We start from the raw sequence: 21,569 nt of genomic DNA on the forward strand, positions 1-21,569 counted from the left end.
AATCAATGGGTCCTGAGCCTAGTTTGGATTTGTCGCCGTGTTTTAAGCCACTAAGGAAAAATGACAGCGTTCCAAAATCCCAGAGCTCTATGGACATCCATAGAGGCATCGGAGGGAGATACTTACTATTGTAATGTTTTACGAATTCGTCTCTTGAACGGTGTTCGTTGTGATCAAGTCGGTGTAGCCATTCTTGATGGCCGGTTCCGCGGGTCTTTGGGTTCAGCTTAGTGGTAAAATGGCCGCTTAACTCGCTAGGTTCGCGGTGTGCTATTGAGCTACGTACGGACAGAGTATGAGCAATATGAACTCGTACTGCGACCTCTATGCGCTCAATAGCGTCAGCAATTAGTAGCCGCAGTTTTTTGTCAAAGACGTAGAGTTGGGCTACGTGCTCAAGATGTGAGTTTGGTTTGAACGGATCGAGCGCCTTAAAAATCGGCTTACCGTTATGGCCTTCCGCCTCTACAACTTGTCTCATTGGATACCAGTATCCGCTGAGACGATAGTATCCGACTCGGTCAAGAAGATGTTTAGCGGCTAGGTCATCTGTAATTATAAGGCCACGATCTTTCAGCAAAATAATCTGCTGATCTATCGCTAAGTGAGCCTTATTGTAGGGGATCAAATCCATTAAAGGACGCCCCAATTGAAAACCGACCCGTACATCCTAGGATGAAGAGGGGCCGGCCGTATTAAGGTTGTACATACACGATTTTTGTTTCTTGTCACGCAAAATGTGAATGCCATCAGTGAAGCCCCCTTCAATCTCGACTTTAGATATTCACGGTATTGTAATTTTCAGAAAGGCCCAAGGACAACTCCTTGGGCCTTTCCGTTATGCGGGTTTCGCATTCTTAGTGGGCCACGGTCATAAGGCTCCGCCTTCTCGACCCGACGCGGCCTGATTTAGACGGCGTTCCCGTTCCTGTCCGGATAGTCCGTATAGCCCTCAGCGCCGCCGCCGTAGAAGGTGGCTTTGTCCGGCACGGCGATCTCGCTGCCTTCGCGGAAGCGTTCGGCTAGGTCGGGGTTGGCGATGAAGGGAGCACCGAAGGCGACGGCGTCGGCGGTGCCGGTTTCCAGCAGGGCCTCGGCCTTGGCTTGAGTATAGCCACCGGCATAGAGGATCGTGCCCTTATAGGTATCGCGAAGGCGCTGGCGGAAGCCGTCGGGATAGATGTTCTCGCCCCACTCGGCCATGTGCAGATAGGCGATGCCGCGCTTCTCGAGCTCGGCGGCCAGATAGAGGGTCATCTCCTCGGCCTCGATGGTGCCGTCGATGTCATTGATGAACTGCGGCGCCCATGGCGACAGGCGGATGCCCACACGGTCCGGCCCGATAGCGGCGGCGACGGCATCGATCACCTCCAGCACGAAGCGGGCGCGGTTCTCCATCGAGCCACCGTACTGGTCGGTGCGGGTATTGGTCTGCGGCGACAGGAACTGGGCCAGCAGATAGCCATTGGCACCGTGCAGCTCGACCATGTCAAAGCCGGCTTCGATGGCGTTACGCGCGGCCTGTGCGAACTCGAACACCACGGTCGGGATGCCGCGATAGGCGCTGAGTTCATAGGGCGTATCGGTCGGCACCTGACCGGGGGTGCCGTTCTCGTCCAGCGCAAAGGTGGTGGCGTTGGCGCGGATGGCCGACGGCGCAACAGGCGGCAGGCCCTTGGGCAGGACGGACGAGTGCGAGATACGGCCCACATGCCACAGCTGGGCCGCGATCAGCCCGCCCTTGGCGTGGACGGCGTCCGTCACCTTTTTCCACGCCTCGGTTTGCGGTTCAGAATAGATGCCCGGCGTATAGAGATAGCCCTGCCCGCCCTCGGACACCTGCGTGCCCTCGGTGATGATCAGGCCCGCACTGGCGCGCTGTCCATAATAGGTCGCGGTCAGATTGGTGGCGGCCTTTTCAGGATTGTCGGCGCGCGAGCGGGTCATAGGGGCCATGACGATGCGGTTTTTGAGGGTGACCGCGCCGACTTTCAGGGGCTGGAAAAGCGTGTCTTTGGTAGTGTCTTGGGGCATGGGGGGAGCCTTTATGCGATCATCAAATATCTACGTCAGTTGATATTGGAACCGTACCTGTTGCGAACAAGCGCGGCCGCGCGCGAATAATTTAAAACAATGAAAAAGGGCGGCTCTTTCGAGCCGCCCTTTGCATTCGAACCCAAAGGTCCGGACTTACTTGCCGCTGGCCAGATTGCGCAGCACGTACGGCATCACACCGCCCGCCTTGAAGTAGTCCAGCTCGGTCTGGTTATCGATGCGGCAACGGACCGGGAAGCGGGCCATCTTGCCGTCCGCCGGACGGAACAGCTCGACCCACAGGTCTTGGCGCGGCTTCAGCTTGCCGATGTTGGCGTCGGTCAGGCCACGGATGGTGACGATCTCTTCGCCGGTCAGGTTCAGCTTCTGCCAGCCGTCTTCCTTGAACTGCAGCGGAACGACGCCCATGCCGACCAGGTTCGAGCGGTGGATACGCTCGAAGCTCTCGGCAATGACGGCGCGAACGCCCAGCAGACGGGTGCCCTTGGCCGCCCAGTCACGCGAGGAGCCGGTGCCGTATTCCTTACCGGCGAACACCACCAGCGGGCGGCCTTCGGCTTGGTAACGCATGGCGGCGTCGTAGATCGACATCACGTCCTTGGACGGGAAGTGCTTGGTCACACCGCCCTCGATTTCCGGAGTGATGCGGTTCTTGATGCGGATGTTGGCAAAGGTGCCGCGCATCATGACTTCGTGGTTGCCACGGCGCGCGCCGTAGGAGTTGAAGTCCAGCGTATCGACGCCGTGGCCGGTCAGATAGGCACCCGCAGGCGAGGCCTTCTTGATCGCACCGGCGGGCGAGATGTGGTCGGTCGTGATCGAGTCACCGAAGATACCCAGAATGCGGGCCTCGACGATGTCTTCGATCGGGGTCGGCTCCATCGACAGACCCTCGAAGTACGGCGGGTTCTGGACGTAGGTGGAGTTGTCGTCCCACTCATAGGTCTGACCGCCGGTGATCTCGATGGCCTGCCAGTGCTCGTCGCCCTTGAAGACGTCGGCGTAGCGTTTGGCGAACATCTTGGGCGTGACAGACTTCTTCTGGATGGCGGCGATCTCTTGCGAGGTCGGCCAGATGTCCTTCAGGAAGACGTCCTTGCCGTCCTTGTCCTGCGCGATCGGGTCGTTGGTGATGTCGATGCGCATCGAACCGGCGATCGAATAGGCGACCACCAGCGGCGGCGAGGCCAGATAGTTGGCCTGAACATCAGGGTTCACGCGGCCTTCGAAGTTACGGTTACCCGACAGCACCGAGACGGCGACCAGATCGTTGTCGTTGATCGTCTTGGAGATGGCCGGATCCAGCGGGCCGGAGTTACCGATGCAGGTAGTGCAGCCATAGCCGACCAGGTTGAAGCCCATGGCGTCGAGGTCAGCCTGCAGGCCAGCGTCGGTCAGATAGTCGGTGACGACCTGAGAGCCCGGAGCCAGCGATGTCTTGACCCACGGCTTGGGCGACAGGCCCAGAGCCTTGGCCTTGCGGGCCACGAGACCGGCGGCGATCAGCACGCTCGGGTTCGAGGTGTTGGTGCACGAGGTGATGGCGGCAATGACCACATCGCCGTCGCCGACGGTGAAGTCTTGGCCTTCGACAACGCCGCGCGGGGCGTCAGCCGGACGGTTGAAGGTGCCGGTCAGGTGCTGTTCGAACTCGGGCGCGGCGGTGGTCAGCTCGACGCGGTCTTGCGGACGCTTCGGACCGGCCAGCGACGGCACGACCGTCGAGATGTCCAGTTCCAGAACGTCGGTGAACACCGGATCTTCCGAGGTTTCGTCGATCCACAGGCCCTGGGCCTTGGCATAGGCTTCGACCAGAGCGACGCGGGCCTTTTCGCGGCCGGTGGCGGCCAGATAGTCGAGGGTGGCTTGCGAAACCGGGAAGAAGCCGCAGGTGGCACCGTATTCCGGCGCCATGTTGGCGATGGTGGCCTGATCCTCGATGGTCATGGCGGTCAGGGCGTCACCGAAGAACTCGACGAACTTGCCGACCACGCCCTTCTTGCGCAGCATCTGGGTGACGGTCAGCACCAGATCGGTCGCGGTGGCGCCTTCCGGCAGCTTGCCGGTCAGTTTGAAGCCGATGACTTCCGGGATCAGCATCGGGATCGGCTGGCCCAGCATGGCGGCCTCGGCCTCGATGCCGCCCACGCCCCAGCCCAGAACGGCCAGACCGTTGATCATGGTGGTGTGGCTGTCGGTGCCGACGACGGTGTCCGGATAGGCGACGGTCTTCTTGCCTTCTTCACCGGTCCAGACGGTCTGAGCCAGGTGTTCGAGGTTGACCTGGTGGCAGATGCCGGTGCCCGGAGGAACGACGCGGAAATTATTGAAGGCCGACGAGCCCCAGCGCAGGAAGTTATAGCGCTCGATGTTGCGCTCATATTCGCGCTTCACATTCTGGTCGAAGGCTTGCGGGTTGCCGAAGTGGTCCACCATCACCGAGTGGTCGATGACCAGATCGACAGGGTTCAGCGGATTGATCTTGGCCGGGTCGGCACCCAGCTTGGCCATGGCGTCGCGCATGGCGGCAAGGTCCACCACCGCCGGAACGCCGGTAAAGTCCTGCATCAGCACGCGGGCCGGACGGAAGGCGATCTCGTGCTCGACGGCACCCTTGTTCTCGATCCAGGCAGCGACGGCCTTGAGGTCGGCTTCGGTGACGGAAACGCCGTCTTCGTTGCGCAGAAGGTTCTCCAGCAGCACCTTCATCGAGCGCGGAAGGCGCGAGATACCGGTCAGACCGGCTTCCTCTGCGGCCGGAAGGCTGTAATAGGCGTATTTCTTGCGTCCGACGGTGAGGTCTTGGCGAGTCTTGAGGCTGTCAATCGACGGCATATGGTGGTCCTCTGACTAAAGCCGCCCGACAATTCGGTTGCGCCTTCGCGCGCTGGACGCCAGGGCACACAGGTCCCTTGCGCGCGCGGCGAAAGCCCGCTGCGGCTGCAAGGGGCATATAAGCACGCTGGGCGGACACGTCCATGAATCCACAACGCTGTCGTGGATATTGAGAAAGGTTCGCAAGTTTTGGACGCTTTGACGATCCAATCCCTGTCTCTGACGCGCGGTGAGCGGCGGCTGTTCAGCGGGCTTGATCTGGCGCTGTCCGCCGGTCAGGCGCTGGCGCTGACGGGGGCCAATGGCGCGGGCAAGACCAGCCTGCTGCGGGCCATTGCGGGCTTTATTGCGCCCGATGACGGTGTGGTGCGCTTCATGCGGGACGGATCGGAAAAAGAGGCCGAGACGGCGCGGCGCGAGGATGTGCATCTGCTGGGCCATCTGGAGGGGCTGAAACCCACCCGCACGGCGCGGCAGGAACTGATGTTCCAGACACGGTATCTGGGTGGAGACAGCGCGCGCGCCGAGACGGCGATCACGCGCTTGCGTCTGACACCTCTACTGGATCTGGAAACGCGCAGGCTGTCGGCGGGGCAAAAACGCCGCCTCAGCTTTGCGCGCCTGTTGGGGGCGCCGCGCGCCCTGTGGCTGCTGGACGAACCCTTGGCCCCGCTGGACGAGACGTGGCGGGCCGAGATGGCCGTGCTGATGCAGGAGCACATGGACGGCGGCGGGATGATTATCGCCGCAGTGCATGATCCGTTGCCCTTGCCCTGTCTGTCGCTTGATCTGGGGGCGTTGTGATGGGGGCGGTGTCGGCTCTGTTTCGCCGCGAGGTCTCGCTGGCGTGGGGTGGCGGAGGCGGTCCGCTGCTGGCCTGCGGCTTCATGGTGTGTCTGACGGCCATGCTGCCTCTGGCGGCGGGGGGCGATCCGCAAGTTCTGGCACCTACGGCCTCGGGCATGGCGTGGATGGCGCTGGCGGTCGCATCCCTGTTGTCACTGGAGCGGATGTTCGAGCGCGATTTCGAGGACGGCTCTTTGGATATTCTGGCCATGGGGCCCCTGCCGCTGGAGGCGGTAGTGGCGATCAAGGCTGTGGCCCAGTGGCTGGCAACAGGCTTGCCGCTAGCGGTGATGGCACCTTTGTCGGCGCTGGTGCTGGGGCAACCGGCGGAGTTGATTGTGCTGACGGGTATTTCAGCACTGCTGGGCGGGCTGGGTTTTGCCTTTACCGGTGCCTTGGGCGCGGCCTTGGCGCTGGGGTCGCGTCGCGGAGGGCTGTTGATCGCGGTAATCGTCTTGCCGCTGTTCATCCCGCCGGTCGTGTTTGGCGCAGGCGCTTTGACGCGCGCGGCCATGGGAGTGCCGGTCGGATCAGCCTTGGCGCTACTGGGGGCCTATGTGCTTTTTGCTATGGTCATCGCTCCGCTGGCCGGTGCCGCAGCGGTGCGCAACGCCCAGTCGTAAGTAATCAGCGCTGGCGGATGGTGACATAGAAGGCGCCGTCGCCGCCGTGGCGCCGGTGGGCACTGGCAAAACCGGACACTATGTGGCGCAGGTGCGGGCTGGATAGCCATTCCACCAGAGAGGCGCGAATAACGCCCCCGCCCCGTCTGCCCTGTCCGGTGATGACCAGAACCGAGCGCAGGCCTCTTGCCTGACTGCCCATCAAAAACGCCCGTAGCTGGTCTTCGGCCTCAAAGCGGCCAAAACCGTGCAGATCGATGCGGGCCTCGATCGGATCGCGCTCCCGCGACAGGCGGCGCTGCCGGCGCGGCTCCAGCTCTTCAGGAGCGGAGCGAGGGCCGTGGGTGCGCTGTCGTTCCGCCTGCAACATACCCGCGATCAGGGCGGCTGTGCCTGCGGCCTCGGCGGTCAGCGAGGCTTGGGTCGTCGGTGTGGCCGTGGGCGTGACGCCCGTAGGCTGGGCCTTGGGCGTGCGGGCTTTGGCTTTCGGTTTGGCCTTGGCTTTAGGCGTCGCAGGCGGTTCTTCACCCAGATAGGTGGCCATTTCTGCCAGTGCCGCCTCCACATCGTCGGGTGCCACATAGGCCGACTTGGTCGGCGCTTGTGGCGTGACGGTGCGCGTCACCCGTTTCCACAGGCGACGGTCATCTTCACTGGGACGCGGCGGGCGGCGGGCCACCCACTCAGACTTTGTCGTCAGGGTCGAAGGCAGCCGGTCCCGGAACGTGGGTGAGGATGTCGCCCGGCTGACAGTTCAGTTCGCGGCACAGGGCATCCAGCGTCGAAAAGCGCACGGCGCGAGCCTTGCCGGTCTTCAGGATAGACAGATTGGCGACGGTCACGCCGACCCTGTCGGCGAGTTCCGTGAGGGACATGCGCCGTTCGGCAAGGAGTCTGTCGAGTTGGACGCGAATGGCCATGAGTCATGCTTTAGCGGTTTTAGATCAGATCGTCAGTTCGGATTCGCGTCGCAGGCGGGTGCCTTCGCGGAAAACTTCCGAAAGCACGAAAACGATAATGACCGCGAAACCGGGGGTGAAAAGCTCGCTGATGCCGGGGGCTTCGATAGCACCGGGAGCCAGATGGCGCGCAGCCACGGTCTGCGCGATCCAGCCTCCTATAGCGACGAGCGTCAGCGCTATACCGATGCGCTGCAGACGCGACACGTTTTTGGGCTGGAAGGGGTCGCCCATCAGCAGGCTGGCAAAAATGCGCCGCAACTGGCGCAGAATAATAAAAAAGCCCGCGAAATAGGCCACAGACAGGCCGATGGCGAACAGCAGCAGGCTGCGTGACAGGGGCATCTGGCGCGCCTCGGCGCCAGTGTCGATGGTCACACTGAGCTGGGAAAGGGGCACAAAGATCGCGGCGACAAAGGCGATGGCTGCGATCAGGGTCGCTGTCGCCATGACCCAATAGGCCACATCGACGGTCGTCTTGAGAATACGGGCCAGCAGCCCCGATCCGGGCGCATGGGCGGTAAGCGGTACGTGATGCTTGCGGTCGGAAAAGGTTTTCAGGCCCATGATCATATCTGTGACCGCGTGTTCGAAGGGATTGAAGATCTGCGCTGTGCCCTTTGGAGGGGCTCAGGACACAGCGCTAGTTTTTGCGATCTTCGGCACCTTCGTCAAAGCCTGTATCACAGGGCTTGAAGAATGGTCGCCAGAGCCGCCACCGGCATGGCGGCAATCATGATGGTGTTCAGGAAGGCATAGCCAAGGTTGTCCATGAACTGGGAAGCTTTCATCGAGGTCATCAGTCAATCTCCAAAGTTAGATGTTTCGTGTTGTGATTTGCTCATTCGTGGATCAATGTCCCTTCCTGAGCGGTAGATCGGGATCGGTTTTGATCGCCGTTCTTGAGATTGAAGATGAACCGTGCGGTGTCGAATTGCACGTTACATATCGTTTAACGATATTAAACTTTCGCAAGGTTCAAAGACCGTCTAGAAAGACCTCATGAAACTCCGTCTTATCAAAGGGATGCGGCTGGTGGCCGCGACCCACAATCCGGGCAAGGCACGCGAGATCGAGGCGCTGCTGGACGGAAATTACGAGATTGTCACCGCTGGCTCGCTGAATTTACCCGAGCCGGAGGAGACCGAGAGCACCTTTGTGGGCAATGCCATGCTCAAGGCGCGCCATGCTGCGACCCTGTCGGGCGAGGTCTGTCTGGCCGATGACAGCGGACTGTCCGTTGCCGCGCTGGAAGGAGCTCCGGGCATTTATTCCGCGCGCTGGGCCGGTCCGGAAAAAGACTTCTCCATGGCCATGCAAAAGGTCGAGCAGCGACTGGAAGAGATCGCGGCCACCGATCGCTCGGCATGGTTTACCTCGGCACTGGCCGTGGCTTGGCCCGATGGCACCTGTGTGGTGGTCGAAGGCCGCATCGACGGGCAGCTGGTCTTCCCGCCGCGCGGCGATCGTGGTTTTGGTTACGACCCGATCTTCCTGCCCGATGGCTATGAGCAGACCTTCGGCGAGATGAGCCCCGAGGAAAAAGATGCCATCAGCCACCGCGCCCGCGCCTTTGTCAGCCTGAAGGCGGCCCTGATTGATTGATCCGGTCCCGGACACAGAGGGTCTGGTGGCCCTCTATGTCCACTGGCCCTACTGCGCGCGCATCTGCCCCTATTGCGACTTCAACGTCGTGCGCGATCGCGGGTGCAGCGAGGAACAGGCGCGTCTGGTGGACGCCATCATTGCGGACATCCATCATCAGGCCGAAATGATCGGCCCACGCCGTCTGGCCTCTGTCTTCTTTGGCGGGGGTACGCCATCCCTGCTGGCCCCCGACGCCGTGGCCCGCATTCTGGAAGAGACCCAAGGCCTGTTTGCGCCGGTCGACCAGATGGAGGTCTCGCTGGAGGCCAATCCGACCGATGCGGAAAGCGCGCGCTATGCCGCCTTGGCAGATGCTGGCGTCACACGACTGTCCATGGGCATCCAGTCTTTTGATGACGAGGCGTTGCGCTTCCTGGGCCGCGACCATTCTGCGGCCTCGGCCAGACGGGCAGCAGACATTGCCGCCAGGAGTTTTCCGCGCCTGTCGATCGATCTGATCTACGCCCGTCCCGACCAGAGCGTGGCGGACTGGAAAGCCGAGCTGGCCACCGCCTTTGATCTGGGGTTCGAGCACATTTCGCCCTATCAACTGACGATAGAGCCGACCACTGCCTTTGGCCGCGCCTTTGCGCGCGGCACGCTGACGCCGCCGGATGAAGACCTGTCCGCCGCCCTTTATGAAACGACGCAAGACGTTTTGGAGGCGCACGGCTTCGAGCCCTACGAGGTGTCGAACCATGCCAGGGGCGTGGCGGCGCGCTCGGCCCACAATCTGCATGTCTGGCGCGGCGGTGACTATATCGGCGCAGGCCCCGGTGCCCATGGCCGCCTGACGCGGGACGCGGTGCGTACCGCCACGGTCGCCCACCGCCAGATCAAAACCTATGTGGACGGTGTGGCTGCGCAAAAGCCGTGGAGCGAGCAGCAGGATCTAAGCGCGCAGGAAGCGGACGAAGAGCGTGTTCTTCTGGGACTGCGAACCGTAGAGGGCGTGCCTTTGCAAGTGCTGGAACGGCTGGGCTGGTCGTCGGACAGCGAGGCCCTGTCCGACCTGTTGCAGGACGGCTTCGTCGAACACTGGGGGCCCCGCATCCGCGCGACCTCCAAGGGGCGCCCTGTTCTGGACGGGGTACTGCGGATGCTGCTGACCTAACGCTGGCTCAGGCCAGCGTGCTGGCCTCACGCACATCCTGTTCGAGTTTGCCCGGCACGTCGGGATCAGGTGCGGTCTCGTCGTGACGCGTATCCTGACGACGCTTTAGGGACCAGCTTTCGCCGTCCACAAAGCCCAGACCGTCCCACTTCACCACTGTGACGGTGATAGTCCTGGCATCCCACTCGATGCGGTTGAAGCTGGGGGGATAGCCGTCCCGCTCCCGCACCGACAGGGTACCGCAGCCAATGGCGTAGCAACGGCGTTCCGACATATCGATAGGCAGGGCAAAGGGCACATGCACGTGGCCGGTGGTGATCAGGTCAACGCCCGCCTCGGCAAAGATACGTGCCGCGCGATCGCCGCGCTTCACATCGCCGCTCATTGGCGCATCGATCATCTCCACCAACGGATGGTGGCAGGCAAGAATCCGCAAGGTGTCAGGCGGCGTCTGGCGCAGAGCCTCTGCCGCGCGCGCGGTCTGCTCCAGATCGATCACGCCCTTGGACCAGTTCAAACGCGCCTGCCAACCGCGCGCGGTGGTGACGCCGCGGACCATCAGGCCAGGGCGTGAAAACTCGTGGTCATGCGCCGGATGGCCAGTGGCAGTTTCGAACGCGCGCCATGGATTGAACAGGCGCGAAAACACATCCCAATAGGGTACGTCATGGTTGCCCACTGTGACGAACACAGGTTCGGGCAAGGCATTGATCCATTCGGCAGCGGCTTCGAACTCGCGGGTGCGACCGCTTTGGGTGATGTCGCCGGTGATCAGGTTCAGGTCGGCCTGATAGGCGTGGGCATAGGCCATGGCCTCGTCCACCGCCGCCTTGTGCTCGACCCCGAAGTGAATGTCGGAAAACTGGAGGATGACGCCCATCAGCTGACGTCGTCCACGGTATCGGCGGGCAGGGCCAAGGCAGTAAAGGCGTGCGGCTCGAAGCGGATGGTGGCTTCGCGGCCCACCGGAATGGTCTCGCCGTCGATCACAGCCGGAATGCGCGAACGGCCCCACACCTTCACCTCGCGGGTGCGGGTCGTCTCGACGGCGTCGTCGTTGCGCCAGTCGGTAAACAGGGCATTGGCCGCCAAGCGCAGGGCCTGACCGGCATCGGACGTCTTCATGGCCGCCGCTTCCAGACCGGGGTCATTTTCATTGAAGGCCTTGGAGATCAGCGGGGTGACCAGCACCAGCGCCTCGGCCTTTTGCTCCTGGCGCTTATCCAGCGAAAAGCGGATGCGTCCCGAGAATGCGCGGCGGAAAGCCAACCGCGCCTGCGACCAGGCCTTGCCGATTTTCCCCGAGCGGATGGCTTCGCGCGCCGGAGCCCACAGTGCCGGAGCCCCCATGATGGCGGCGCAATAGAAATGCTCTTCGCCGATCGCACCACCGGCGACGGGGCGCGGCTCGCCCTGCTCCAGCGCGCGGCGCAGGGCTTTTTTCCAGTCGCCTGTGCCATAAAGCGCCTTGGGCAACATATTCATGGTGCCACCCGGAAGCGGCGCGACAAGAATATCGTGGTCTCCCGCCAAAGTGGCCACAGAGCGAGCCGTGCCATCTCCAGCCAGCACCAGCAGCGCGTCGGGCTTGGCCGCAATCGCTTCGTCAATCGTCTGCTGAAAACCGTCGCCCTCAAGCAGATAAACGTCCGCTTCGACCTCGTATTCATTGAGGATAGCGCGAGCCTGTGTCTCGGCATTACCGTCGACGCCGCCCGACATAGGATTGATCAGCATGATGATCTTCCCAATTTTTACCTTGGAAGTCAGCGCCTTACGGTCGTAGGCAGGTTCGAGTTCCGCGGCTGGGCCATTTACGGAAAGAGGCACGCTCAGCTGGGGGGCGGTTTCGGTCATGAGCGGAGAATGTTCATCGTCTGTCTAGGTTCCTGTCGATAGCGTGACACTGCCCGCTGAAAGGGGAACCACCGAGCGTCCGGTTCGTTGGTCAATCTATCGGGGCTGCCCAATACTAATCGGAGAGGATTTCCCCCATGAACAAGGCTCTTATCGCGATCGCCGGTGCCGGTCTGCTGGCTTCGGCCTGCGCAAGTGATCCGTATTACGGTGGTGGCGGCATCAACACCAACAGCCAGGCTGTGCGTCAGGGCGCAGCGGGCGCTGCGCTGGGCGGTATCGCCGGTGCGATCATCGGTAACAACACCGGCAGCGGCAACGCCGGTCGCGGTGCCGCCATCGGTGCCGCGCTGGGTGGTGCCGCCGGTGCCATCCGCGGCTCGTCGCAAGACCGCAATAACCAGCAACGCTACCGCGACAATCAAGGCCGTTATTACTACTGCTACGACAACCGTCAGACGGAATGCTATTGGGAGAACGGCCAACGCCGTTACTAATAGGTCGCTGACGCTGCCATTTTAACCGCCCGTATTCGGTCGGTGACAAAGGAGCGGCCCCAGCGCGGGTCGCTCCTTTTCTCATTCAGGGTTGGGACAACAATGAGGGCTGTAATGAGTATCTCGCCGAAGATCATGGGCGCGGGGCTGTGTGCCTCGATGCTGGCCATGGCGGCCTGTGCGCCGGGCAATGCTATTAAAACGCGCGAAGATCTGGTCACCTCGGTGAACTGCATGCCGCAGCGTTTCGAAGTCTATTTTACCGAAGGGCGCTCGACGCTGACGCCAGCAGCGATGCAAGCGATTTCCATGACGGCACAGCGCCTTCAGGGGTGCCATATCCGTAGCGTGGCCGTGACGGGGCTGTCGTCTGCGACGGGCACGTCGGCGGCGAACCTTAACCTTTCCGAGCAAAGGGCACAGGCGGTGAGCGAAGCCATGTCCACCGCGGGCTGGCCGGTGCCGGTGTTCGATGTACAGGCTGTGGGTGATGAAGGCGCCCGCGCGGGCAATGTTTCTGAGCCCTTGCGTCGTCGTACCGAGGTGGTGGTAGACGCTGCGCCGCGTCGCTGATTGATCCGGCTTGACCGTGGTGCGGCCTGCCGTCGCGCAGGCTGTACGCGGACCGTTCTTTATCGCTAATGTCGCGCCCGAATGAACGAGGGCGCGACCTTGGTACGATTTCTGTCCATTACTTTACTGGCTTTGGCCTTGTTGTGGGGCGGTGCCAGCCCGACCCTTGCCGCGCCAACCCCAAGTGCGCGGGATGTGGCCGAGGCATTGGCGGCCGGTGCGGCGACGACAGGTCCGAAATCCAGCGAGCGGATCGAAGCCGAACTGGTACCGATGCAGCAGTGGGCCGTGCCCGGCTCTACCGCCATTATCGCCATTCGACAGAATATTGCGCAGGGTTGGCATACCTATTGGCGTAACCCCGGCGACAGCGGCGGGCCGACCGAGGCCACCTGGCACCTGCCTGCCGGATATCAGGCCGGCGAGATAATCTGGCCCCTGCCCGAGCGCCAACGCCTGCAAAGCCTGATGAACTATGGCTTTAGCGACACCGTCTATTTGCCGGTGCCGATTGAAGTGCCAGCCTCGGCCAAGGTGGGCGAGCGTGTTCGTGTGCGCGCCGACGTGCTGTTTATGGTGTGCTCGGACCAGATGTGCGTGCCGGACGAAATGTCTCTGGCTGTCGATCTTACCGTGGGTGAAGGCCAGCCGCCGCTGGATGCGACACACGGTGCGGCGATCCAGAAAATTATCGAGACGGCCCCGCGCCCTGCCGATATTGCGGCCCGAGCCGCCGTGATGGATGGCCAGCTGGTGCTGACCGCGCGTGGTGGTCCGCTGGACGGCGATGCTTTGAAATGGGCCTATTTCTATCCGTTCGTTGGCGGGGTGATCGACCATGCAGCGGTACAGAAGGTCGAGCTGGGTCAAGGCGGGCTGCGCCTGACGCTGAAACCGGGGCGCGCCCTGTTGGCCAACGGACTTGGTGCTGAACTGGCGGGTGTGTTGTCGACCGACCAAGGGGCATGGGACATCACGGCCGAGGCGGGCGAGCCGTTTGCCGATACGACGGGCAAGGTACTGGGCGATGGCGAAGAGGCGGCAGAGGCCGCGCCCATAGCTGCGGGCTTCTGGAAGGCGGCCCTGTTTGCACTTATCGGCGGCCTGATCCTCAATCTGATGCCGTGCGTCTTCCCTGTGCTGGCAATGAAGGCCGCGGCGCTTAGCCGTTCAGCCCATCACCCTGCCGAGGCGCGCGCCGACGGGCTGGCCTTTTTGGCGGGGGTGTTGATCACCTTTGTGGGGCTGGCGGGTTTATTGCTGGCCCTGCGTGTAGGCGGCGAAGCCATCGGCTGGGGATTCCAATTGCAGTCTCCGGCGATGACGGCGGGCCTGGCCTTGTTGATGCTGGCCGTGGGTCTGAACATGTCGGGCCTGTTCCATGTGGGGGGCCGTCTGCAGGGGATCGGTAGTGGTCTGACGGCGGGCAAGGGCGGCGTGGCCGGGGCTTTCTTTACCGGTGTTCTGGCGGTGGTGGTGGCAGCCCCGTGCACGGCGCCCTTTATGGCCTTGGCCATCGGCACCGCACTGGTTCTGCCGTGGCCGCTGGCGCTGGCTGTGTTTGCCATGCTGGGGCTGGGGCTGGCGCTGCCCTATGTTTTGATCAGTTTCTCGCCGCGTTTGCTGTCTCGCCTGCCCAAGCCGGGCGGCTGGATGGAGACGTTCCGCAATCTGCTGGCCTTCCCCATGTATGGCGCGGCCTTGTGGCTGGCATGGGTATTTGCCGGCCAGACGGGAGAAGCCTTGGGTCTGTTGTTCGTCGCCGCTCTGCTGGTAGCGCTGACACTTTGGATGCTGGGCCGCTATCAGCTGCTGGGCGGCAAGTCGTGGTTGGTGGCGACGCTGATCTTTGCCGCATTGACGGGGCCTGCGGTGGTCTTTGCCCTGAAGGCTCCGCCCGTTCTGGCAGGGGTAACGTCGCAGGAAAACCAGACCCTTTCCTCACAGCCGTGGTCGCCGGACGCCGTGCAGGCGGCTTTGAAGGAAGGCCGTCCGGTACTGGTTAACTTTACCGCCGACTGGTGCGTGACCTGCAAGCTGAACGAGCGCGCGGCCCTGTCTCGCGCGGGCACGGCCAAGGCCCTGCAGGAAACCAATACGCTTTATCTGGTTGGAGACTGGACCAGCCGCGATGCCGCCATTGCGGCTGAGCTGGAGCGTCATGGCCGCTCGGGTGTGCCGCTTTATCTGCTCTATACGCCCGGTCAGACCGAGCCGCGCATCCTGCCGCAACTTCTGACCGAAGGATTGGTCGTCAACGCGCTGACGGAAACGCGTCGCTGACACCGTTAAAGATCATGGTTCCATGGGAAGGGAAAAACAATGATCCGTAAACTGATGATGATTTCCGCCGCCGCAGCTCTGCTGGCGGCCTGTCAGCAAGCCGAAGCTCCAGCCAATCCGGCCCCGACCGAAACGGCGCAAGCGCAGAGCGCCATCGCCGGTCCGGGCGACATGGCCCCTGACTTCACCTTGGTGGATGCAGAGGGTGTCAGCCGCAAACTGTCCGATTATCGCGGCAAGACGGTGGTTCTGGAATGGACCAACGAGGGCTGCCCCTATGTGAAGAAGCACTACACCGGTGCCATGCAGGCGCTGCAGCGCGAAGCCACCGAAAAGGGCGTGATCTGGTTGACGATCATTTCCTCCTCGCCGGGCACCCAAGGCTATGTCGAGGGCGAAGAGGCCAAGGCGTGGAAGGCCAAATACAACGCCAGCTTCACCCACCTGCTGCTCGACCCGACCGGTGAAGTGGGCAAGCTCTATGACGCCAAGACCACGCCGGATATGCGCGTGATCGACGCGGAAGGTCGCCTGACCTTTGTCGGTGGTATCGACGACCGCCCCACCAACAAGGTGGAGGACCTTGAAGGTGCGAACAACTATGTGAAGGCCGCTCTGGACCAGATGGCTGCTGGCCAGCCGGTCGCCACCACCTTCGCCCAGCCCTATGGTTGCGCCATCAAATATCCGGAAACGGTGAAGGCAGAGGGCTAAGCCCCGTGGTACCCGCTGCCGGACCGATCAGGGGTTCGGCGGCGGGGCCAGAATGACCTCGACATTGTCATTGAGCAGATAGGCCATCTCGGTCAGGGCCAATGCGCGCTCGTCGTCATCGGGCGCGGCCTGGATGGCTTCCAGCTTTTTGGGCAGTTCCTCGCCGATACCGCGCAGAATACAGGTCAGATCGCCATCGGTCCCTGCTGTCCGCAGGCGATGATGATGCGCCATGTTTAGTTCGGCTAACTGGCCGATGCGGGCACCGAAGCGGGCAAAATCCTCCCCGCCGATAAAACCTGAAGCACGATAGTCCTGACTGGAGACCCAAAGGTCGACAGTGGCCTTCAGCCCGCGCGCCTGGGCGATCACTTCATCAAACTGTGTGGAAGTCGCCGTAGAAGAAACGGACGCCTCAACCCTCGCAGGGGTTTGCACTTCCGCGGCTGGGGCCGTAATCAGCACCGACGCAATCGCTAGACTACAGTTCATCAATGGACACTTTCTGGCATTGCATTATGGATCGGCAACCCGGCCCAAGTTGTGGCTCTTAAGCTTGACGATTAGTGTTCTACGTATCGCCCGTAAACGAGGATTAAAAACCTTTGCCGTCTTCGGAGTTTTATCTTTCGTCGGACGATGCCTGGTCGCAGTTGGTTTCGGTCGCAGAGGCTGACCGCGATGCGCGAATTCTGGACCAGTTTGCCGAAGACCCTGACCGTATTTCCCGCCTGAGCGTCGAGGCGGCAGGCCTGTTCATTGACCTGTCGAAACAAAGCTGGACCTCACGCGGCATTGCGGCGGCGCTAAATCTGGCCCGCGCTCAAAAGGTTGAGGCCGCGCGTGACGCCATGTTTGCGGGCGAGGCTATCAACAGCACCGAGCGTCGCGCGGTACTTCACCCCGCCTTGCGGGCTTCCAAAGGCCTTCGGTTCAGCGCCATGGGCGAGCCGGTATCCGAAGGTGTCGAAGCGCAGCGCGCGTCGCTAAAATCCTTCGTTGACGACGTGCGCGAGGGACGCCTTTGCGGCACAACGGGAAAGCCGTTTCGCGCCGTAGTCCACATCGGCATCGGTGGCTCGGACCTTGGCCCGCGGGTGGTGTGGGAGGGTTTGCGACCCCGTCTGCCCGAGTTCCTGGTGCGTTTTGTCGCCAATATCGATCCGGCGGATCGTCAGGAAGCTTTGGCGGGGCTGGATCCTGAAACCACTCTGGTTATCATCGTCTCCAAGACCTTCACCACGCTGGAAACCTTGGCCAATGCCAAGGCTGTGCGTGAATGGCTGGAGGCAGGCCTGCCGTCGGGTGCTGATCTGACACCGCACATTATCGGCGTGACGGCCGATCCGAAAAAGGCCGAGGCCTTCGGCTGTTCGCGCACTTTTTCTTTTGCGGACTGGGTGGGCGGTCGTTTTTCTCTTTGGTCGCCTGTCAGCCTGTCGTGCGCGATCGGTCTGGGCTGGGACGTGTTCGAAGGGCTGCTGCAAGGTGCCGAGGCTATGGACCGTCATTTCGTCGAGGCCCCGCTGGAGCGCAATGCGCCGGTGCTGATGGCCTTGGCGCAAATCTATAATGTCGACGGCTTGGGCCGTACCGCGCGGTCGGTAGCCCCCTATGCCTATGTGCTGCGCCGCCTTCCCGCCTATCTCCAGCAGCTGGAGATGGAATCTAACGGCAAGCGCGTCACCCGCGACGGCCAGCCGATTGACCGCATGACCTGTCCGGTCATCTTCGGCGAAGTCGGCTCGAACGGCCAGCACGCCTTCTTCCAACAGCTTCACCAAGGCCCCGAGGTGGTGCCAACCGAGTTTATCGTCGTGCGGCAAACCCACGACGATGGCCCTGAACAGCAGCTGTGGGCCAATGCCCTGGCGCAATCGCGCGCCCTGATGATCGGCAAATCATCGTTCGAGGCGTGGCAGGAAATGGTGGCCTCTGGCCTCAGCGAGGAGGAAGCCTCGCGCCTTGCGCCGCATAAGACCTTCCCCGGCAATCGCCCGTCCACTTCGGTGGTGGTCGATCAGGTGACGCCGCAGGCTCTGGGGGCTCTGCTGGCGCTGTATGAGCACAAAACCTTTGTCGAGGGCGTGATCTGGGACATCAACAGCTTCGACCAATGGGGCGTCGAACTGGGCAAGACCATGACGCGCTCGGTGATGAGCGCGGCCAACGGCGGAGATGAAATCCTTGATCCGTCGACGGTGGCCTTGCTGGGGAGGCTGGCACTTTCGACATGACGATCGCGGGGGGATGGCAGCGGCTGGAGGGGCTGGCCCTACTGATGGCCGCCACGGTGGCCTATGGCTACACAGGCCATAGCTACTGGCTTTTCGCCGGGCTGTTTCTGGTGCCCGACCTCAGTATGCTGGCCTATCTGGCAGGACCGCGCTGGGGGGCGCTGGGCTATAATCTGGGCCATGCGCTGACGGGGCCCTTGCTGCTCGGTGTGACCGCCCTCTTTTTGGGGCACGGCCTTCTAATGGCGCTGTCTTTGGTCTGGCTGGCGCACATCGGTTTTGACCGCGTGCTGGGCTATGGCCTCAAATCGCCTGACAGCTTCCACAACACCCATCTAGGTCTGATCGGCAAAGCCCGCGCAATGAAAAAGGTCCGACCAGACGGTCGGACCTTTCCCGGGAAACGCTGGGATCCCCGCGAGGGAGCCGGAGTCAGGATCACCAGCGACGGTCGTAGCGGTAGTCGCGACGGTTGTAATAGCGACCGTCACGATAGCCGCGGTCACGGCGGTCATAGCGATAGTCGCGGCTGTTGATGCCGTGTTCGCGTTCCCAGTGACCTTGATTGCGGTAGCAGCGGCCACCGCGGTAGTAGTTACAGTCGTTGCGGTTGTCCGACGACACGGCACCGACGGCAGCACCGGCCAGTGCGCCACCGGCCACATAGCGTCCATCGCCATTGCCGATGATGGCACCGGCCAGACCGCCCACGACGGCACCGATCACGGCATCCTTAGCGCTATCGTTACCGCGATCACGGTCATAATAGCGTTGGGCCGAGGCAGGCGAGGCCAGCAGGGTCAGGGCAAGAGCCGGGGCGATAGCCGCGACGCCGATTTTCGACAGGGTCTTCATGGCGGGCTCCTTTCAAAGCCGGTGTTTGAACTCTGAGGATGGTTCTAGCTGACCGAACCTGAACGACCTCGGGGGTGGCTGTTCATTTTCGCTTCATGTTGCTGCGACGTGCGCGGTGCAATTTTCGCAAAAATTTCTGCAAACGCGCCCTTGACCCCCTCTGGCCTCCTGCCTACCTCAACGCAGTTAGCACTCGAGGGGTGGGACTGCTAAAAGTCTCAGATACCCGACAGGGCTTCCCAACATTTCTTACTGGAGATCATCAGATGGCGTTTCGTCCTCTCGGCGACCGCGTGCTGGTCAAGCGCGTTGAAGAAGAATCCAAGACCAAGGGCGGGATCATCATCCCGGATACGGCCAAGGAAAAGCCGCAGGAAGGCGAAGTGATCGCGGTTGGCCCTGGTGCCCGCGATGAAGACGGCAAGCACATTGCTATGGACGTCAAGGTCGGCGACCGCATTCTGTTCGGCAAATGGTCGGGCACCGAAGTGAAGATCGAAGGCGACGACCTGATCATCATGAAGGAATCGGACATCCTGGGCGTGCTGGCTTAAGCACCCGATCGTCTGAATTCCTGATTTAAACCAGTTATATAGGAGCAGAACTCATGGCTGCTAAAGTCGTACAGTTCAACACCGATGCCCGCGACAAGATGCTCAAGGGCGTCAACATCCTCGCCAACGCCGTCAAGGTGACCCTCGGTCCGAAGGGCCGCAACGTCGTGATCCAGAAGTCGTTTGGCGCTCCGCGCTCGACCAAGGATGGCGTTTCGGTCGCCAAAGAGATCGAGCTGGAAGACGCCTTCGAGAACATGGGCGCCCAGATGATCCGCGAAGTCGCTTCGAAGGCGAACGACAAGGCGGGTGACGGCACCACCACCGCAACCGTTCTGGCTCAAGCCATCGTGCAAGAAGGCCTGAAGGCCGTTGCCGCCGGCATGAACCCGATGGACCTGAAGCGCGGCATCGACAAGGCTGTCGACGCGGTTCTGGACGAAGTGAAGACCATCTCCAAGCCGGTTTCCAACAACTCGGAAATCGCCCAGGTCGGCACCATCTCGGCCAACGGCGACGAAGAAATCGGCGGTCTGATCGCTGAAGCCATGGCCAAGGTCGGCAACGAAGGCGTGATCACCGTGGAAGAAGCCAAGACGGCTGAAACCTCGGTCGACATCGTCGAAGGCATGCAGTTCGACCGCGGCTACCTGTCGCCGTACTTCATCACCAACGCCGACAAGATGGAAGCTGTCCTCGAAGAGCCGCTGATCCTGCTCCACGAGAAGAAGCTGACCTCGCTGCAACCGATGCTGCCGATCCTGGAAGCCGTGGTTCAAGCTGGTCGTCCGCTGCTGATCATCGCCGAAGACATCGAAGGCGAGGCTCTGGCCACCCTGGTCGTCAACAAGCTGCGTGGCGGCCTGCGCGTCGCTGCCGTCAAGGCTCCGGGCTTCGGTGACCGCCGCAAGGCCATGCTGGAAGACATCGCCATCCTGACGGGCGGCGAAGTCATCTCGGAAGACCTCGGCATCAAGCTGGAAACCGTTACCCTGGACATGCTGGGTAAGGCCAAGAAGGTCGTCATCACCAAGGAAGACACCACCATCGTTGAAGGTGTCGGCGAGAAGGACAAGATCGAAGCCCGCGTCGGCCAGATCAAGCGCCAGATCGAAGAGACCTCGTCGGACTACGACCGCGAGAAGCTGCAAGAGCGTCTGGCCAAGCTGGCCGGTGGCGTTGCAGTCCTGCGCGTCGGCGGCGAGACCGAAGTCGAAGTGAAGGAAAAGAAAGACCGCGTTGACGACGCCCTGAACGCAACCCGTGCGGCTGCTGACGAAGGTATCGTCCCGGGCGGCGGCGTGGCCCTGCTGAAGGCCTCGAAGGTTCTGGCCAACCTGGAAGGCGCCAACGCCGACCAGAAGGCTGGTATCAACATCGTCCGTCGCGCCCTGCAGGCTCCGATCCGTCAGATCTCGGAAAACTCGGGCGTCGAAGGCTCGATCGTGGTCGGCAAGGTTCTGGAAGCTACCGAAGCCAACTTCGGCTTCAACGCCCAGACCGAAGAGTACGGCGACCTCGTCCAGATGGGCGTGATCGATCCGGCCAAGGTTGTGCGTTCGGCTCTGAAGTCGGCTGCCTCGGTTGCCGGTATCCTGATCACCACCGAAGCCGCTATCGCTGATGCTCCGAAGAAGGCCGCTGCTGGCGGTGCTCCGGACATGGGCGGCATGGGCGGTATGGGTGGCATGGNNAGCCGGGGGGGCAGGGTTTTCTATTTCCTTCTCCCCGGCAAAACCCAGTGGGGGGGGAGGGACCGAAAGGTCCCGCCCTTTTCTTTGCAATATTGAGGGAGTTGAGCCCCCAAGCTTGTCTGTGGCGAGCGCGACACGACGCCGCGCCGAGTTCGCTGAGCGCTGTGTAACGGTTGCCCCTGCCCCGCGGCGCACTCCATAACACCAGCCTTAGTCATTAATGAGG

21 protein-coding genes and 1 pseudogene are annotated in these 21,569 nt (G+C 62.1%); 12 read left to right on the forward strand and 10 right to left on the reverse strand.

Annotated elements, in window-relative coordinates; all coding sequences use genetic code 11:
* The 3 genes from B3B04_RS03450 to acnA form a co-directional block, all read right to left on the reverse strand.
* The coding region (locus B3B04_RS03450; RefSeq protein WP_292039893.1) for an Abi family protein at positions 1-634 on the reverse strand (634 nt) is incomplete at its 3' end.
* Positions 635-909: 275 nt separating this feature from the next.
* Positions 910-2,034: an alkene reductase gene (locus B3B04_RS03455; protein ID WP_292039894.1), complete on the reverse strand. Its 1,125-nt coding sequence runs from the start codon at positions 2,032-2,034 to the stop codon at positions 910-912.
* A gap of 156 nt (positions 2,035-2,190) precedes the next feature.
* Positions 2,191-4,890, reverse strand: coding sequence for an aconitate hydratase AcnA (gene acnA, locus B3B04_RS03460; protein WP_292039896.1), 2,700 nt, complete (start codon positions 4,888-4,890; stop codon positions 2,191-2,193).
* 162 nt (positions 4,891-5,052) lie between these two features.
* Here acnA and ccmA point away from each other — a divergent pair, with 162 nt between their 5' ends.
* Both ccmA and ccmB read left to right on the forward strand, forming a co-directional pair.
* Complete coding sequence (gene ccmA / locus B3B04_RS03465; RefSeq protein ID WP_292039897.1) at positions 5,053-5,694, forward strand: heme ABC exporter ATP-binding protein CcmA; 642 nt, start codon at positions 5,053-5,055, stop codon at positions 5,692-5,694.
* Complete coding sequence (ccmB, locus tag B3B04_RS03470) at positions 5,694-6,359, forward strand: heme exporter protein CcmB (RefSeq protein ID WP_292039899.1); 666 nt, start codon at positions 5,694-5,696, stop codon at positions 6,357-6,359. The genes ccmA and ccmB overlap by 1 nt, the downstream gene beginning before the upstream one ends.
* 4 nt (positions 6,360-6,363) lie before the next feature.
* Here the strand turns inward: ccmB and B3B04_RS03475 are convergent, their stop codons facing one another.
* Genes B3B04_RS03475 through B3B04_RS03485 form a run of 3 tightly spaced genes read right to left on the reverse strand, consistent with a single transcriptional unit; the run spans position 6,364 to position 7,885 of the window.
* Positions 6,364-7,038 carry a Smr/MutS family protein gene (locus tag B3B04_RS03475; protein WP_292039901.1) on the reverse strand — a complete coding sequence of 225 codons (675 nt, stop codon included), beginning with the start codon at positions 7,036-7,038 and terminating at the stop codon, positions 6,364-6,366.
* Positions 7,039-7,042: 4 nt separating this feature from the next.
* Complete coding sequence (locus B3B04_RS03480) at positions 7,043-7,279, reverse strand: helix-turn-helix domain-containing protein (protein WP_292039903.1); 237 nt, start codon at positions 7,277-7,279, stop codon at positions 7,043-7,045.
* Positions 7,280-7,303: 24 nt separating this feature from the next.
* Entirely contained in the window at positions 7,304-7,885 is a 582-nt protein-coding gene (locus tag B3B04_RS03485; RefSeq protein ID WP_292039905.1) for a DUF2975 domain-containing protein, read from the reverse strand.
* A 435-nt stretch (positions 7,886-8,320) separates the two neighbouring features.
* Between B3B04_RS03485 and rdgB the strand changes: the two genes are divergently transcribed.
* Complete coding sequence (gene rdgB / locus B3B04_RS03490; RefSeq protein WP_292039907.1) at positions 8,321-8,923, forward strand: RdgB/HAM1 family non-canonical purine NTP pyrophosphatase; 603 nt, start codon at positions 8,321-8,323, stop codon at positions 8,921-8,923.
* Positions 8,916-10,079 carry a radical SAM family heme chaperone HemW gene (hemW, locus tag B3B04_RS03495; protein ID WP_292039909.1) on the forward strand — a complete coding sequence of 388 codons (1,164 nt, stop codon included), beginning with the start codon at positions 8,916-8,918 and terminating at the stop codon, positions 10,077-10,079. Before rdgB ends, hemW begins: the two co-directional genes overlap by 8 nt.
* Before the next feature lie 7 nt (positions 10,080-10,086).
* On the opposite strand, the gene B3B04_RS03500 is transcribed toward hemW, so the two are convergent.
* Together B3B04_RS03500 and B3B04_RS03505 are read right to left on the reverse strand one after the other, a co-directional pair.
* Positions 10,087-10,959, reverse strand: coding sequence for a metallophosphoesterase family protein (locus B3B04_RS03500; RefSeq protein WP_292039912.1), 873 nt, complete (start codon positions 10,957-10,959; stop codon positions 10,087-10,089).
* Complete coding sequence (locus tag B3B04_RS03505) at positions 10,959-11,816, reverse strand: diacylglycerol/lipid kinase family protein (RefSeq protein ID WP_292039914.1); 858 nt, start codon at positions 11,814-11,816, stop codon at positions 10,959-10,961. Before B3B04_RS03505 ends, B3B04_RS03500 begins: the two co-directional genes overlap by 1 nt.
* 257 nt (positions 11,817-12,073) lie before the next feature.
* On the opposite strand from B3B04_RS03505, the gene B3B04_RS03510 reads away from it, so the two are divergent.
* From B3B04_RS03510 to B3B04_RS03525, 4 genes are all read left to right on the forward strand, one after another.
* Positions 12,074-12,433: a YMGG-like glycine zipper-containing protein gene (locus B3B04_RS03510; RefSeq protein WP_292039916.1), complete on the forward strand. Its 360-nt coding sequence runs from the start codon at positions 12,074-12,076 to the stop codon at positions 12,431-12,433.
* Between the two features lie 114 nt (positions 12,434-12,547).
* Complete coding sequence (locus B3B04_RS03515) at positions 12,548-13,006, forward strand: OmpA family protein (protein WP_292039918.1); 459 nt, start codon at positions 12,548-12,550, stop codon at positions 13,004-13,006.
* A gap of 99 nt (positions 13,007-13,105) precedes the next feature.
* On the forward strand, positions 13,106-15,289 hold the full coding sequence (locus B3B04_RS03520; RefSeq protein WP_292039920.1) for a protein-disulfide reductase DsbD family protein: 2,184 nt from the start codon (positions 13,106-13,108) through the stop codon (positions 15,287-15,289).
* 39 nt (positions 15,290-15,328) lie between these two features.
* Complete coding sequence (locus B3B04_RS03525; protein ID WP_292039921.1) at positions 15,329-16,003, forward strand: thioredoxin family protein; 675 nt, start codon at positions 15,329-15,331, stop codon at positions 16,001-16,003.
* Positions 16,004-16,030: 27 nt separating this feature from the next.
* Here the strand turns inward: B3B04_RS03525 and B3B04_RS03530 are convergent, their stop codons facing one another.
* A complete protein-coding gene (locus B3B04_RS03530) occupies positions 16,031-16,495 on the reverse strand; it encodes a hypothetical protein (protein ID WP_292039922.1) in 465 nt (154 codons plus the stop codon).
* A gap of 113 nt (positions 16,496-16,608) precedes the next feature.
* Here B3B04_RS03530 and pgi point away from each other — a divergent pair, with 113 nt between their 5' ends.
* Both pgi and B3B04_RS03540 read left to right on the forward strand, forming a co-directional pair.
* Positions 16,609-18,240 carry a glucose-6-phosphate isomerase gene (gene pgi, locus B3B04_RS03535; protein ID WP_292039923.1) on the forward strand — a complete coding sequence of 544 codons (1,632 nt, stop codon included), beginning with the start codon at positions 16,609-16,611 and terminating at the stop codon, positions 18,238-18,240.
* Positions 18,237-18,776 carry a DUF4260 domain-containing protein gene (locus B3B04_RS03540; RefSeq protein WP_292039925.1) on the forward strand — a complete coding sequence of 180 codons (540 nt, stop codon included), beginning with the start codon at positions 18,237-18,239 and terminating at the stop codon, positions 18,774-18,776. Before pgi ends, B3B04_RS03540 begins: the two co-directional genes overlap by 4 nt.
* Here B3B04_RS03540 and B3B04_RS03545 read toward each other — a convergent pair.
* Positions 18,679-19,095 (reverse strand): hypothetical protein, encoded by a 417-nt coding sequence (locus tag B3B04_RS03545; RefSeq protein ID WP_292039927.1) that lies wholly within the window; start codon positions 19,093-19,095, stop codon positions 18,679-18,681. The two genes, B3B04_RS03540 and B3B04_RS03545, sit on opposite strands and share 98 nt — an antisense overlap.
* Before the next feature lie 266 nt (positions 19,096-19,361).
* Here B3B04_RS03545 and groES point away from each other — a divergent pair, with 266 nt between their 5' ends.
* Positions 19,362-19,649, forward strand: coding sequence for a co-chaperone GroES (groES, locus tag B3B04_RS03550; RefSeq protein ID WP_292039929.1), 288 nt, complete (start codon positions 19,362-19,364; stop codon positions 19,647-19,649).
* A gap of 53 nt (positions 19,650-19,702) precedes the next feature.
* Positions 19,703-21,340, forward strand: a pseudogene (gene groL, locus B3B04_RS03555) (chaperonin GroEL); the annotation flags it as partial.
* Between the last annotated feature and the right edge of the window lie 229 nt (positions 21,341-21,569).

It is taken from the genome of Brevundimonas sp. UBA5713 (genome assembly GCF_002419815.1).
Lineage (GTDB): Bacteria > Pseudomonadota > Alphaproteobacteria > Caulobacterales > Caulobacteraceae > Brevundimonas.